This window comes from Zhihengliuella alba, from assembly GCF_039538765.1.
In the GTDB taxonomy this organism is placed as follows: Bacteria; Actinomycetota; Actinomycetes; order Actinomycetales; family Micrococcaceae; genus Zhihengliuella; species Zhihengliuella alba.
In genome coordinates this window covers 53,527-67,627 of record NZ_BAABCJ010000001.1, presented here as the reverse complement: position 1 = coordinate 67,627, position 14,101 = coordinate 53,527, and the positions used below count along the sequence as shown (strand labels likewise).

15 protein-coding genes are annotated in these 14,101 nt (G+C 71.7%); 8 read left to right on the top strand and 7 right to left on the bottom strand.

Going from position 1 to position 14,101, the window contains the following annotated elements; all coding sequences use genetic code 11:
* Window positions 1-188: 188 nt before the first annotated feature.
* Window positions 189-989 carry an MBL fold metallo-hydrolase gene (locus ABD784_RS00315; RefSeq protein ID WP_344878310.1) on the top strand — a complete coding sequence of 267 codons (801 nt, stop codon included), beginning with the start codon at window positions 189-191 and terminating at the stop codon, window positions 987-989.
* A 128-nt stretch (window positions 990-1,117) separates the two neighbouring features.
* On the opposite strand, the gene ABD784_RS00310 is transcribed toward ABD784_RS00315, so the two are convergent.
* On the bottom strand, window positions 1,118-1,570 hold the full coding sequence (locus ABD784_RS00310) for a DUF4383 domain-containing protein (protein ID WP_344878307.1): 453 nt from the start codon (window positions 1,568-1,570) through the stop codon (window positions 1,118-1,120).
* 301 nt (window positions 1,571-1,871) lie between these two features.
* On the opposite strand from ABD784_RS00310, the gene ABD784_RS00305 reads away from it, so the two are divergent.
* From ABD784_RS00305 to ABD784_RS00295, 3 genes are read left to right on the top strand one after another with little or no spacing between them, the layout of a single operon-like run.
* A complete protein-coding gene (locus ABD784_RS00305) occupies window positions 1,872-2,219 on the top strand; it encodes a hypothetical protein (protein ID WP_344878304.1) in 348 nt (115 codons plus the stop codon).
* Between the two features lie 2 nt (window positions 2,220-2,221).
* Entirely contained in the window at window positions 2,222-2,419 is a 198-nt protein-coding gene (locus tag ABD784_RS00300; RefSeq protein ID WP_309082033.1) for a hypothetical protein, read from the top strand.
* A gap of 1 nt (window position 2,420) precedes the next feature.
* Entirely contained in the window at window positions 2,421-2,819 is a 399-nt protein-coding gene (locus tag ABD784_RS00295; protein WP_344878301.1) for a VOC family protein, read from the top strand.
* 33 nt (window positions 2,820-2,852) lie between these two features.
* Here the strand turns inward: ABD784_RS00295 and ABD784_RS00290 are convergent, their stop codons facing one another.
* Window positions 2,853-3,299, bottom strand: a complete 447-nt coding sequence (locus ABD784_RS00290) for a hypothetical protein (protein WP_344878298.1) — start codon at window positions 3,297-3,299, stop codon at window positions 2,853-2,855.
* A 333-nt stretch (window positions 3,300-3,632) separates the two neighbouring features.
* On the opposite strand from ABD784_RS00290, the gene ABD784_RS00285 reads away from it, so the two are divergent.
* Window positions 3,633-3,881: a WhiB family transcriptional regulator gene (locus ABD784_RS00285; protein WP_309082030.1), complete on the top strand. Its 249-nt coding sequence runs from the start codon at window positions 3,633-3,635 to the stop codon at window positions 3,879-3,881.
* Window positions 3,882-4,037: 156 nt separating this feature from the next.
* Window positions 4,038-6,338 (top strand): Stk1 family PASTA domain-containing Ser/Thr kinase, encoded by a 2,301-nt coding sequence (locus tag ABD784_RS00280; RefSeq protein ID WP_344878295.1) that lies wholly within the window; start codon window positions 4,038-4,040, stop codon window positions 6,336-6,338.
* Here ABD784_RS00280 and ABD784_RS00275 read toward each other — a convergent pair.
* The 4 genes from ABD784_RS00275 to ABD784_RS00260 all read right to left on the bottom strand — a co-directional run bounded on the left by ABD784_RS00275 (window position 6,335) and on the right by ABD784_RS00260 (window position 9,697).
* Complete coding sequence (locus tag ABD784_RS00275) at window positions 6,335-6,802, bottom strand: hypothetical protein (RefSeq protein ID WP_344878292.1); 468 nt, start codon at window positions 6,800-6,802, stop codon at window positions 6,335-6,337. The two genes, ABD784_RS00280 and ABD784_RS00275, sit on opposite strands and share 4 nt — an antisense overlap.
* Window positions 6,803-6,854: 52 nt before the next feature.
* Window positions 6,855-8,252 (bottom strand): class II 3-deoxy-7-phosphoheptulonate synthase, encoded by a 1,398-nt coding sequence (locus ABD784_RS00270; protein ID WP_425582896.1) that lies wholly within the window; start codon window positions 8,250-8,252, stop codon window positions 6,855-6,857.
* A 79-nt stretch (window positions 8,253-8,331) separates the two neighbouring features.
* Window positions 8,332-8,892, bottom strand: a complete 561-nt coding sequence (locus ABD784_RS00265; RefSeq protein ID WP_344878289.1) for a hypothetical protein — start codon at window positions 8,890-8,892, stop codon at window positions 8,332-8,334.
* A gap of 55 nt (window positions 8,893-8,947) precedes the next feature.
* Window positions 8,948-9,697, bottom strand: a complete 750-nt coding sequence (locus tag ABD784_RS00260; RefSeq protein ID WP_344878286.1) for a lysophospholipid acyltransferase family protein — start codon at window positions 9,695-9,697, stop codon at window positions 8,948-8,950.
* Window positions 9,698-9,842: 145 nt separating this feature from the next.
* On the opposite strand from ABD784_RS00260, the gene ABD784_RS00255 reads away from it, so the two are divergent.
* Both ABD784_RS00255 and ABD784_RS00250 read left to right on the top strand, forming a co-directional pair.
* Window positions 9,843-10,586, top strand: coding sequence for an alpha/beta hydrolase (locus ABD784_RS00255; protein ID WP_344878283.1), 744 nt, complete (start codon window positions 9,843-9,845; stop codon window positions 10,584-10,586).
* Between the two features lie 129 nt (window positions 10,587-10,715).
* Complete coding sequence (locus ABD784_RS00250) at window positions 10,716-12,524, top strand: AMP-dependent synthetase/ligase (RefSeq protein WP_344881201.1); 1,809 nt, start codon at window positions 10,716-10,718, stop codon at window positions 12,522-12,524.
* 39 nt (window positions 12,525-12,563) lie between these two features.
* On the opposite strand, the gene ABD784_RS00245 is transcribed toward ABD784_RS00250, so the two are convergent.
* Entirely contained in the window at window positions 12,564-14,018 is a 1,455-nt protein-coding gene (locus tag ABD784_RS00245; RefSeq protein ID WP_344878280.1) for a nucleotide-binding protein, read from the bottom strand.
* Window positions 14,019-14,101 lie beyond the last annotated feature (83 nt).

Below are 14,101 nucleotides of genomic sequence, written 5' to 3'. Positions count from 1 at the left end.
CGGGTCCGGCGACCGCGAGAGCGGTGCACGCTCCACTGTGAGGCCTTTGTTGAATGCCCGATCGCGCCCGCCGATCAAGGACCCGAGACGCACAGGGCTTGACCCAGTCGGCGGGTCTGATCCGATCGGCGGGCTTGATCCGGGCAGCGGGCTTGCTCCGGCACGCGGGCGGGGTTAGCCTCCGTCACATGGGCCAGCCTTCGCGCCTGTCCCGCTATCAGCGCCTCGCCCGGCGGCTCGTGCGGCCGCGCGTGGTCCTCGATGCGGCGGACGGCATCCACCTGCTCCAGCACGCCGACGTCAATGCCTACGTGGCCGTCGACGGCGAGCGCCTGATGCTCGTCGACGCCGGCCTCCCGGCCATGTGGAGCCCGCTCGTCAGGCTCCTCGGCGAGCTCGGAAGGACGCCGGAGGACCTCGACGCCGTCGTCCTGACCCACGGGCACTTCGACCATGTCGGGGTGGCGCGGCGACTGGGCGGCGCCGGCGTCCCGGTCCTGGTCCATCCCTCGGATCAGCGCCTGGCCGCGCACCCCTACCGGTACCGCTCGAGCCGGAACAGACTGGCCTTCCCGCTCCTCCACCCCGGAGGACTGCCGTCACTGGGCAGGATGCTCGTCTGCGGGGCACCGGTGGTCCGCGGCGTCAGCGGGACGCGGATGCTCACCTCCGAGGTCGCCGCGGCGCTCCCGGGGTCGCCACACCTGGTGCACTCCCCCGGGCACACGGACGGGCACTGCGCCCTCCACTTCCCGGAGCGTGGCGCTGTGCTCACCGGCGATGCACTCGTGACGCTCGATCCCTACACGGGCCGGCGTGGTCCGCGGCTTGTGGCTCGGGCCGCGACGGCGGACCCGGGCCTGAATCTCGCGTCGCTCCAGGCGTTGGCCGGCACGGGGGCGGACGTGGTCCTGCCCGGGCACGGCGACCCGTTCCGGGGCGGCGCGGCCGAGGCGTGCCGGCTCGCGCGCCTGGCCGGGGCCGCCTGACGAGTCCGTCCCGACGCCACGGCACCCGCCGGCCTAGGCTCCCCGCCCCGCGTCCGGACAGCAGGCTGCCCCGGCGCTCGCGCACCGGGGCAGCCCGTGGACACGTGAGAGATGGCCGCGGGTCGGTCCTATCGACGGTCGGCCGGCTCCCCACGACGGCGGAGCAACAGCGCCAGGCCGATCATGCCGACGCCGAGGACGAAGTGCAGCCAGTTGTCGGCCGAGTTCACCGGGACGAAGTTGGCGGCGCTGTCGAGGTCGATGAAGAGGCCGTAGAGCCAGAGCACCAGATAGATGACTCCGCCCCAGAGCAGGAAGTTGTACGCCCTCGCGTGGCTCTTGGCGAGCGCGAGCCCGGCGACGCCGAACAGCAGGTGGACGATGTTGTGCAGGACCGACACTTGGAAGATGCCCATGAGCATCGACTCGGAGTGGTGTCCCGCGAACGTCAGTTGGTCGTAGTTGGTGGTGATGCCGGGAATGAAGCCGAGGATGCCGACGAGCAGGAAAACAGCTCCCACGACGACGGCGGCCTTCTGCAGCGCGGTCCGGCCTGCCTCGGTTCTGGACGGTGTGCTCATCGGTTTGCCTTCCTTGAGATCGGGGCCGACGCTCCGGCCGCATTTGGGCTTTCAAGGGGACTAACAATGCTCAAGATAGGCTCATCGACACCGGCTGGCAAGGGTGGGCTCCGAGCTTTGGAGGGAGCTCCCTGGAAGCGCCCGAGCACTCTCTGGGAAGTCCCGCAGAACCTGTCCACCGGGTGCATCGATCCCTGTCGTTCGCCGACGTCCCGGCGTAGCGTTCTCATCCCGGGCCCTTCCGGGCCGGGGGTACCAAGCCCGATCGACCGGAGCGGCTCCCGAGCCGCAGGGAGGGATCATGAGAGCAGACGAGAACCCAGGCGACCAGGGGCCGGACGGCCCGAAGCTGGACGACGTCATCGACCCCGGCGCGGACCCGGTGGTGACACCAACCCGCCGCGGCCACGGCAAGATGCCCGAGGACGTGAGCGACGAGGACTACACGGCCGCCGAGGAGCGGGAACGGGCCGCCGCCGGCCTCGAGGACTTCGCTCCGGCCGACGTCCCGCCGGCGACCGACCCGGCGCCGCCGGGGACGTCCGACGAGGCGATCCGGGCCGAACGAGGCATCGCCGACGAGGATGGCCCGGATCTCGAGAGAGATCAGACGGCGAGCGACCAGACGAGCAAGCAGGCGGAGGAGTAGCCATGGCAGAGCGCGGCAGCGACAAGCACGGGCCCGAGCTGGACGAGGAGATGCAGCACGAGGCGGACGGCGGGATCAAGGGGGCCAAGCCGGCCCACCGCGAGGAGTTCCGGCAGAGCGAACCCTTCACGGACGACACGGACCCGCAAGAGGTGCAGGACGCACCGATGCGCGAGGACCTGACGGACGACGACCGCTGAGATGGGACTGCGCTGGTACTCGACCGTGGTCGACGCGGTGGACCACCACTCGCTGGCCCACTGGTGGGCCGAGGCCCTCGGATGGCAGGTGTGGGTGGACTCGGAGCTCGAAGCGGTGGTCGTCCCGCCGTGGGCCGGTGAGCTGGTCGGGCAGCTCCCCTTCGAACGGGTGCCCCCGGGGATGGTCTTCGTCCCCACCGGCGTGACGAAGAGCGGGAAGAACCGTCTGCACTGGGACTTCGCCCCGCAGAGCGACGACGAACGCGCAGCGGAGATCGAGCGCCTGGTCGGACTGGGAGCCTCCGTCATCGACGTCGGCCAGCCGGCCGACGCCACCTGGACGGTCCTGGCCGACCCGGAGGGCAACGAGTTCTGCGTGCTCTCGGCGCGTGACGCCTGACGCGCAGGGGCGGCCGGGCCCGGCCGGGTCAGGCTAGCGGCGGGCCTCCGTCGCGGCGAGGTGCTCGGTGGAGCTGCGGGAGAAGAGGCAGAGGAGTGCGACGGCGGCCGGCACGAGGAGCGCCCAGCCGGTCAGCGCCGTCGTACTGCCGTTGCCCGGGTCCAGCATGGGCACGGCGAGGATGATCTGGAAGACCTGCCACGCGACGATCGCGGCGCGGGTCCAGGCCTTGCCGGTGAGGTACTTCCACGCGACCCAGCCCTGCCAGGCCCCGGCGCCGAGCATCATGGCCAGGAGGAAGACGCGGCCCGGCACCCCGACGATCCCGGGCGAGGTGATCTCCACCAGGGACGCCACCGCCAGTCCGAGCATGAGGAGCGCCTCCGCGGCGACGACGGCCACCACGGTCAGGACTTGGGGGGTGCGCAGTCCGGCGCGCACCTGCCGCGACGGCTGCGGATCGACGGGATCGGAGGTCATGGGGACGAGCCTAGTCGGCCGCCGGCGGCCCGTTCGAGCCGGACGTCCGGGGCCGCTGCGGAGACCCGGGAGGAAAGCGCTGCGGCACCCTTTCGCGGCGGGCACATCATAGGGCAGAGTTGTGATGAAGGCCTCACCGGCGGGCCTCGTTTTCTCCAGTTGGACCCTTGTTTACGTATACGTAACGTGACAGCCTTGAATGTCGGCGATTTGAGGCACGGTGTCACGCGGCCCAGATCCGCTTCGACCATCGGGAACCCACCTCGAGAGCGCTGCCTCTCGGGAGCCTCGTCCCGATCACCACGTACCTCAGATTTAGGAGCATCATCGAGCATGGATTGGCGTAGTCGCGCGGCCTGCCTGGACAAGGACCCGGAACTCTTCTTCCCCGTCGGGAACACCGGCCCGGCCTTGTTGCAGATCGAAGAGGCCAAGAGCGTCTGCCGGACGTGTGAAGTGATCGATACCTGCCTGCAGTGGGCGATCGAGTCCGGCCAGGACGCAGGCGTCTGGGGCGGCATGAGCGAGGACGAGCGCCGCGCGCTCAAGCGTCGCGCCGCTCGCGCCCGCCGCGCCTCCTGACCGGAGGAACGGCCCCGGCGCTCCCCTGCGAGCGCCTCTAGCAGCAGGACAGCTGGCAACATGAGCCCCGCGGGCATCCCGGCCGCGGGGCTTTTCGCCGCCCCGGCGCCCGCGTCGGTCCGGCGCGACCGCGCGCGAGCTGACTACGATCGAACGGTGGCACAGTTGCGAGACGACCCACTCCACGGGCAGACGATTGACGGCCGGTACCGGATCAAGCACCGGCTGGCCCACGGCGGCATGTCCACGGTCTACCTCGCGACCGACCTGCGTCTGCACCGCGACGTCGCCGTCAAGCTGCTCTACCCCCACCTGGCGCAGGATCCCGAGGTCGTCGCGCGGTTCGAGGCCGAGGCCGTCAACGCCGCCAAGGTCTCCCACGAGCACATCGTCAACGTCCTGGACCAGGGCGTCGACGGCCCCCACGCCTACCTGGTCATGGAGTACATCCGCGGGCGGACGCTGCGCGACCTCCTGCGGGCCGAGGGCGCGCTGACGCCCCGCCGCACGCTGGAGCTGATGCACGACGTGATCGAGGGTCTGGCGGCCGCCCACGACGCCGGCCTGGTCCACCGCGACATGAAGCCGGAGAACGTGCTGCTCACGGCAGCGGGCCGGGTCAAGGTCGCCGACTTCGGACTGGCGCGCGCCACGACCAACCACACGGCCACGGGCACGCTCGTCGGCACCGTCGCCTACGTCTCCCCCGAGCTGGTCACCGGCGAACCGGCCGAGGAGCGCAGCGACCTCTACGCCGTCGGGATCATGCTCTACGAGCTGCTGACCGGACGGCAGCCGCATGCCGCCGAGCTCCCGATCAACGTCGCTTTCAAGCACGTCAACGAGACCGTCCCGCCGCCCTCCCGCCGCGTCCCGGGGCTCGCCCAGGATCTCGACGAGCTGGTCGAGTGGTGCACCGCGAAGGACCCGGAGAAGCGCCCGCATGACGCGCACGCCCTGCTCGGGGAGATCGAGCACATCCGGGCGACGCTCACCGACGAGCAGCTCGACGTCGTCGCACCCGCCGCGCTGGCCGCGGCGGACCGGGCCCGGGCCGAGGGCCCCGTCGCGGCCGCCGACGCGGCAGACGCCGCCGACGCGACGGATGTCCTCGCCGGGGACGACGACCCCTCCGTGGCATCGGATGACGCCGGCCCCGACGGGGCCACGGAGGTGCTCGGCCAGCGCAGCGGCGCGCCGTCGGACGCGACCGAGGTCCTTCCCGCGGCCGGCGATCACGGCCGCTCGGCCGGCGACGATCACACCGAGGTGCTCGCCCCGGACGGTTCTTCGCACGGCGACGACGCCACCAGCGTCATCCCGACTGACCAGGCACAGACCCGCGCCTACACGCGTGCCGTGCCCCGGCCGGCCGGTCCCGCCGACGCGCCCGCGGCCGCCGCCGAGGACGGTGGGTACGACGACGACGGGCACAGAGACGGAGAGCACGACGACGGGCGCGACGGCGCCGGCGCCCTGACGCCACGGCAGCAGCGCCGGCAGAGCAAGCTCGAGCAACGCCGGTGGCGCCGGACGGCGCAGGTCCCCACCGCCCGGCTGGAGCGGAACACCCGCGGGCGCGGCGTCGTCTGGGCCGTGATCGTCCTGCTGCTCGCAGCGATCCTCGGCACGGCCGGCTGGTTCTTCGGCGCGGGCCCCGGCGCGCCCGTGGTCATCCCGAGTCTCCAGGGGCAGCCGGCGGACCGGGCCGCCAGGGAGCTCGCGGCCCTCGGCGTCGAGGCGGCCCAGCGGCGCGTGTACTACGAAGAACTCGACAACGGGCTCGTCGTCGGGACCGAGCCGGAGGCCCGCACCACCATCCGCCGGTTCCAGGGCGTGGAGCTGATCGTCTCCCGTGGGCCGGACCTCTTCGCCGTGCCGAACCTCCGCGGACGCACCGCGGAGGACGCCGAGCGGCTGCTCGCGGACGCGCAGCTGGCGGTCGGGGAGCTGACCGAGGAGTACAGCGAGTCGATCGCGGCCGGGGAGATCGTCTCCCAGTCCGTGACCCCGGACAAGCAGGTCCGCCGCGGCACGGAGGTCTCCTTCGTGGTCTCGCGCGGCCCGGCGCCGGTGCCCGTGCCGGACGTGGTCGGCGAATCGCTCGACGACGCCGTGCGGCTGCTCGAGGCCGCCGGACTCGCCGGCGAGCAGTCCGGGACCGAACACCATGCGTCGATCCCGAAGGGCGCGGTCGTCTCCCAGAGCCCCGGCGAGGGCAAGCTCGAGTGGGGAAGCACCGTGTCCCTGGTGGTCTCCGAGGGACCGCGCATGGTCGAGGTCCCGAAGGTGACGGGCCAGCAGCTCGACACGGCCCGGCGCATCCTGGAGGACGCCGGCTTCGCGGTGAAGGTCACCGAGGGCACCTTCGGCATCATCTTCAACACGGTCGCCACCCAGGAACCGGCCGGCGGGAAGCTTCCGGAGGGCTCCACGGTGACGATCGGCGTCGTCTAGCTCCCGGGCTCGTCCTCGGGTGCGGGCTCGACGCCGAGCCCGGGCACGCCTTCGATGCGGGGCTCCCCGTCCGGGAGGAGCGCGACCCGGGCGTCCTCGTGCACCGAGCCGTCCTGCATCCTGAGATCCACCAGCGCGTGCGATCCGGTCCAGGTGTAGTCCTCGACCGCGGCGACCTCCGGCTCCGCCCGGAGCACGTTCCCGACGACGGCGTCCTCGGCGCGGCCCAGTCCGGCCATTCCGGCCGCCGCCAGCGCCGCCCCAGCGACGATCAGCGCCGCCCCCAGGAGGGACTCCACCCGGAGGCCGCGGCGCCGCGCGTACGTCTGCAGGGGCTCGGGGGCGCGCTTGAACACCCGCCAGCGGAAGAGCGCGTGGACCAACAGCGGCACTCCGAAGAGGCCGACGATGACCGCGCACGCCAGCAGGACCATGGGCGTCATGTAGTCGACGTCAGTGAACATGGCCCCACCCTAGCGCCGACGCCGGCCGGGCACCGCCGGCCGCGGCCGAGGCTCAGCTGCGCGGGCCCCGTGCGGCGAGCGCCCCGGAGACGAGGAACGCCATCTCGAGGGACTGGCGGTGGTTCAGGCGCGGGTCGCAGAGCGACTCGTACAGATCGTCGAACTGCTCCTCGCGGATCGGGTCCGCCCCGCCGAGGCACTCGGCGACGTCGTCGCCGGTCATCTCGACGTGCAGGCCGCCGGCCACCGTGCCGAGGGCGTCGTGGACCTCGAAGAAGCCGCGGACCTCGTCCATGACGTCGTCGAAGCGGCGTGTCTTGTACCCGTTGGCGCTGGTCACGGTGTTGCCGTGCATCGGGTCCGTCACCCAGAGCACCTCGGCACCGGAGGCGGTGACCTTCTCCACCAGGGAGGGCAGGTTCTCGCGGATGTTCTTCGCGCCCATGCGGGTGATGAACGTCAGGCGTCCCGGCTCGCGGTTCGGGTCCAGCTTGTCGATCAGCGCGAGCGCGTCGTCGCCGGACGTGGTCGGCCCGAGCTTCACCCCGATCGGGTTGCGGACGCGCGAGAGGAAGTCGACGTGCGCGCTGTCCAGCTGCCGGGTCCGCTCGCCGATCCACAGGAAGTGGCCGGACGTGTCGTAGGGCAGCCCCGTGCGCGAGTCGGTGCGGGTGAGCGAGCGCTCGTAGTCGAGCAGCAGCGCCTCGTGGGCGGCGAAGAACTCGGTGCGCTTCAGGGCGTCGAAGTCCGCTCCGCAGGCGTCCATGAAGCGGACCGCCCGGTCGATCTCGGCGGCGAGCGACTCGTACTGCTTGTAGGCCGGGTTGGCGCTGAAGCCCTGGTTCCACTGGTGGACCAGCCGGAGATCGGCGAAGCCGCCCTGCGTGAACGCCCGGATGAGGTTCAGCGTCGAGGCCGCCGTGTGGTACGCCCGGACCATGCGGGACGGATCGTGCCGGCGGGACTCCTCGGTGAACTCGAACCCGTTGACGATGTCGCCACGGAAGGCCGGCAGCGTCACGCCGTCGCGGGTCTCGGTGTTGGACGAGCGCGGCTTGGCGAACTGGCCGGCCATGCGGCCCATCTTGATCACAGGCATGGATGCGCCGTAGGTCAGGACCACGGCCATCTGCAGGATCGTCTTGACGCGGGCGCTGATCTTGTCCGCCGTCGCGCCGTCGAACGTCTCGGCGCAGTCCCCGCCCTGGAGCAGGAAGGCCTTGCCGCGCGCGGCCTCCGCCAGCCGCTGACGCAGCACGTCCACCTCGCCGGCGAAGACCAGGGGCGGCAGCGACGAGAGCTCGTCCACCGCCCGCGCGTGCTCGTCTGTTCCGCGCCAGTCCGGCTGCTGCTGGATGGGCAGCTCGCGCCAGGCGTCGAGGCCCGGGTCTGCCGCCGGTCCGGGGATCGGCGTGGTCAGTGGCTTGGGGGCTTCTGCAATCTCGCTCACCCGACAAGCGTAGGCCCGGACGACGCCGCCTCCCAGTCCGTCCGTAATGTGAGCAGTCGGCGCGCGCAACGCTGCCGGGTCAAGGCGCCTCCTCGTCCCGTGCCGGGCGCGGGGCCCGGCTGCCCGGCCCGGCCGCGGCCGCACTGGAGTGCGCCAACCAGGCGGCGAGCCCCAGATGGGCAACGGAGCCGACGAAGTCCCAGGAGTCGGGCAGGAGGAGGAGCAGCTGACCGATCACGAGCGAGACGCCCACGGTCCAGAGCCCGGCCCGGAGCAGGGCCTTCCGCAGGGCCGGGCTGCCTCCTCCCCACAGGACTCCGGCCAGGAGGAGCCACAGGCCCACCACCGCTCCCGGGGGCACCGTGAACCAGGTCCAGAGGGCGAGGAGGCCCCCGAGTACGACGTCGACGACGGCCGTGTAGAGGCCGAGGAAGACCCGCCGGGAAAGCATGCCGAGCACGAGGACCCCGATGAGCGGCACCAGGAGGAGGATCCCTGCGACCGCGCTCGCTGCAGCGCCCCAGGGATGGCTCGGCTCGGCCCAGGCGGCCCCGAGCCCCGGGTAGGCGGCACCGGCCAGGCACCCCACGCCGGCGCTGCCCAGCAGCCATCTCCTGGCGACCGCGGCCTGGCCCGTCATCGGCGGGCCATCCCGGCGCCGGTGCCCGGATGAGGGCGCGGGAACCGCCGGCGCGTCACGCCGCGGCGTCCGGACCGTCCCCGGCCGCGCCCTTCCGCGCCCCCTCGGCCTTGGCCTCCTTCTTCTGCGCATCCAGCTTCGCCTTGACCGTGGATGCGTACGCGTCGACGTACTCCTGGCCGGAGAGCCGCATGATCGCGTACATGATCTCGTCGCTGACGGAGCGCTGGACGAACCGGTCGTCCTCGAGGCCGGCGTAGCGGGAGAAGTCGAGCGGCTCCCCGATGATCATCCCGACGCGGCGGATGTTCGGGACGGTCTTCCCGATCGGCTGGACCTTGTCGGTGCCGATCATGGCGATCGGCACCACGGGGACGCCGGTGGCCAGCGCGAGCTTGGCGACGCCGAGCTTGCCGCGGTACAGCCGGCCGTCCGGGCTGCGGGTGCCCTCCGGGTAGATGCCCAGCAGCTTGCCGTCCAACAGGGCCTTCTCCCCGGCGCCGAGCGAGCGGGCGGAGGCCGCGCCGCCGGAGCGGTCCATGGGCAGCTGGTTGGACATGCGGAAGAACGCCGCGGTGACCCGGCCCTTGAGCCCGGGGCCGGTGAAGTACTCGCTCTTGGCGAGGAACACCACGGGCCGGTCCACGGCGACCGGCAGGAACACCGAGTCGGAGACAGAGAGGTGGTTGCTGGCCAGGATGGCGCCGCCGGAGGCCGGGATGTTGTCCAGTCCCTTGACCCAGGGCCGGAAGAGCAGATTGACGAGCGGACCCACGATGAACCGCTTCACGACCCAATAGAACACCGGTGCTTGCCTCCGCCTGTCGTACAGAACAGTCTTCCGTTGCGCCCGACGGGGTGACCGCGGCCGTCGCTTACGATCTACTCTAAGCACACGGGAGCCCGGCGCGCCGCATCGCCGGGTGCGTCCCGTGGGTCAGGAGCGCACCATGACATCGCCAACCGCGACATCGCCGATTCCACCGGCCGGGTCCACCGGGCGGGCCGTCCTGCTCGTGCACGGCTTCACGGGCTCGCCCGTCAGCCTCGAGCCGTGGGCGGAGGACCTGCGCCGACGTGGGTTCGCGGTCTCGCTCCCCCTGCTCCCCGGGCACGGGACCGCCTGGCAGGACCTGGTCTCCGCCCGCTGGCCGAGTTGGTCGGCCGCCGTCCTGCACGCCTACGACGAGCTGCAGCGCAATCACGACCGCGTCTACGTCGGCGCGCTCTCGATGGGCGGCACGCTGGCCCTCGAGCTCGCGACGCACCGCCGCCCGGCCGCCCTGGCCCTGGTCAACCCCGCCCTGAGCTTCGGGGACCGCCGCGCGCGGAGCGCGGGGCTGCTGCGGCACGTGGTGAAGTCGACGCCGGCGATCGCGAACGACATCGCCCGGCCCGGCCAGGACGAGGGAGCGTACCCGCGCACCCCCGTGGCGGGCGTGGCGCAGCTGGGCGCACTCATGAAGCACGTACGACGGCGTCTGCCGCTCGTCGTGTCCCCGATCGCGACGTTCACCTCGGACACGGACCACATCGTGCCGCCGTCGGACTCCGGGGTCATCCACGCCCGGGTGGGCACTCCGGCGGAGGACCGACGGGCGACGCGGTTGCCCGAGAGCTACCACGTGGCCACTCTGGACTACGACGCGGAGACGATCTTCGCCGAGAGCGCCGAGTTCTTCGGCCGCTATTGAGGCACCGCGTGGTTACTATCCAGTAGGATTGTGATGCAGGCCACCGATGCGTGGCTCGAAGGACCGGCCCGGCAGCGTCAGCCGCCGCGGACCCGCTATGGATTGGAGGATCCAGTGCACCCGTCACCCGTGCGCGAGAAGAGCGTCCCGCCCCTCGTCATCAGTCCCGAGGATGCCAACACCACGGACTTCGTGCTGCGCCAGGAGACGGAGCGGCCCGACCACGCGCTGTTCTCCATCCCGTCCGCGGACGGGTCGTGGAGCGATGTCTCGGCTGCCGAGTTCGCCCGCGACGTGCGCGCAGTGGCGAAGGGGCTGATCGCGGCCGGCGTCGAGCAGGGCGCCCGCGTCGGGATCATGTCCCGCACGCGCTACGAGTGGACGCTCGCGGACTTCGCGATCTGGTTCGCCGGCTGCGTCTCCGTGCCGGTGTACGAGACGTCGTCGCCGAGCCAGGTCGCCTGGATCCTCGGCGACTCGGGCGCGAGCGCGGCCTTCGTGGAGACGGGCCGGCACGAGAACGTGGTGCGCACCGCCGCCGAGCAGGAGGACCTGCCGCTGGAGCACGTGTGGCAGCTCGAGGGCGACGGCCTGGACGAGCTGCGCCGGGCCGGCGCCGAGGTGCCGGACGCGGAGCTGGAGCGCCGGCGGAAGTCGCTGCGCCTCGACTCGGTCGCGACCATCATCTACACGTCGGGCACCACCGGGCGGCCCAAGGGCTGCGAGCTCACCCACTACAACTTCGTGGACCTCAGCGACAACGCCGCGGCCGTCATGGGCGACTGCGTCCACCCCGGCGCCTCCACCATCATGTTCCTGCCGCTGGCGCACGTGTTCGCACGGTTCATCGCCGTCCTCGCCGTCGCCACCGGTTCCCGGGTGGGCCACACCCCGGACGTGAAGAACCTCCTCGGCGACCTGCAGTCCTTCTCCCCCACCTTCCTCCTCGCGGTCCCCCGCGTGTTCGAGAAGGTCTACAACAACTCGATGCTCAAGGCGGAGGACGGCGGCAAGGGCAAGATCTTCCACGCCGGCGCGGACACGGCCATCGCGTACTCGCGCGCTCTGGACTCCGGACGCGTGCCGCTGCCGCTGAAGCTCAAGCACGCCCTGTTCGACAAGCTGCTGTACTCCAAGATCCGGCATGCGATGGGCGGCAAGGTGGAGTACGCGGTCTCGGGCGGGGCACCGCTCGGCGAACGGCTCGGCCACTTCTTCCGCGGGATGGGCGTGATGATCCTCGAGGGCTACGGCCTCACCGAGACCACGGCGCCGCTGACCGTGAACACTCCCAAGCTGAACAAGATCGGCACCGTGGGAGCCCCCCTGCCGGGCAACGCGGTGAAGATCGCCGAGGACGGGGAGATCCTGGGCAAGGGCGTCTGCGTCATGCGCGGCTACTACAACCGCGAGGACCTCTCCGGGGAGGCGTTCGTGGACGGCTGGTTCCGCACCGGTGACATCGGCGAGCTCGACGCGGACGGCTACCTGCGGATCACGGGGCGCAAGAAGGAGATCATCGTGACCGCGGGGGGCAAGAACGTGATCCCGGCGCTCCTCGAGGACCAGATCCGCTCCCACGCGATCGTCTCGCAGTGCCTGGTGCTCGGCGACCAGAAGCCCTTCATCTCGGCGCTCGTCACGATCGACGAGGAGGCCCTGCCGGGCTGGCTGCAGCGGCACGAGCTCGGCGACATGTCGGTCGCCGAAGCCGCGGGCCATCCGAAGCTGAAGGCGGAGATCCAGGAGATCATCGACCAGGCAAACACGACCGTCTCGCAGGCCGAGGCGATCAAGGAGTTCCGCGTGGTGCCGTCCGACTTCACCGAGGACTCGGGCCACCTGACCCCGTCGATGAAGCTCAAGCGGGCGCAGGTCCTGAAGGACTTCCAGGCCGTGGTGGACGATATCTACTCCGGCACCAAGCCAGCGCGCTAGGAGCCGGGAGGCCGCCCCGCGGGCACGGCAGCGGGGCGGTCAGCCGCGCAGCTGGTCCACCACCAGGGCGGCCAGCTCCATGGCCGCCTCCCGCGTGGCGGGCTTGAGCCGCTCGATGTCGACCTGCGAGCCCTCGGCCAGATGTGGGTCGAACGGCAGCCGCACCACGTGCTCCACTCGGGAGGCGAAGTGCGCCTCGATCTCGTCGATGTTCACGCCCCGGCCCAACCCGGCCGACTGGTTGATGACGACGATCGCCTTCTCGGCCAGATCCGTGCGGCCGTGGGCCTCCAGCCAGGACAGCGTCTCCGAGGCGAGGCGCGCCTCGTCGACGCTGCCGCCGGAGACCAGCACCACGACGTCGGACTTCTCGAGCGATCCCTTCATGACCGAGTGGACCATGCCGGTGCCGGAGTCGGTGAGCACGATCGAGTAGAACTTGCTCGCCAGATCGGTCACGGCGCGGTAGTCGGCGTCGTCGAAGGCCTGGGCGACGTTCGGGTCCGTGTCCGAGGCCAGAACGTGCAGGCGCGATCCCTCCCGCGCGGCGTACTGCGCGAACTTGGAGAACGAGTCGATCATGAACCGGTTCTGCACCAGGTGGCGGGCGGTGAACCGGGTGCCGCCCGGCGAGCGGTCGCTGAGCGTCCCCCGGTCCGGATTCGCGTCCAGCGCGATCACCCGATCCTCGCGGACGCTGGCGAGCGCCATGCCCAGCAGCGTGGTGACGGTGGTCTTGCCGACGCCGCCCTTCCGGGACAGGACGGTCACGAACCGCGTCCCGCCCTCCAGGGGCGCCTTGATCTTGTGCTCGGTGAGGCGCGCCAGGCGGACGGAGTCCGAGTCGCCGACGTTGACGCGGCCGAACGTGGCCTTGTAGAGCCAGCGGCGCCAGCCGGCCACCGGGGCGCGCTGCGGCAGCTCCAGCAGGCGCGACGCCGTCAGGTCGCTCGCCTGCTCGGCCTTCCTGGGCGCCGACTCCTCGCGAGTTGCCGATTCGGCCTCCGCTCCCCCGGCCGCGATGGTCGACGCCGCCCCCGGCCGTGCGCCGGACTCTGCCGCCGGGAACCGCGTGCCGGATGCCCCGACGGCCTGCTGGCTCGTCGCGGCGCTCTCCACCTCGTCGGCGGGGTGGAACTCCATTGCGGCGACGAACTCGTCATCGGCTTGGTTCGACGCCGCCTGCGACTCGCCGGGCTCCGCGGCCTCGGGCTCCGCGGCATCGCTCTCCGCTGCACCGGACACCGCGACCTCGGGCTCCGCGGTATTGGTCTCTGCGGCATCGGACACCGCGGGGTCGGCGGCGCTGACGGATCCGGCAGCACCGGCGGCGGGATCCGACGGGTCGGCGTCGGACTGCGACGACCCCGCCTGGTCGGGCGCGTCGGCGGAGGCGGCCTGATCGGCCGTCGCGTCGGCTGTCGCATCGGCCGAGTCCGCCGCCTGCTCGCGTGCGTCGTCGCCGGGGTGCTCCTCGCGTTCCTTGTCAGCCATGGTGGCCCCTTCCTGTGGTCGGTGAACCCTGTGGTCGGTGAACCCTGTGGTCGGTGAACCCTGTGGTCGGTGAACCCTGTGGT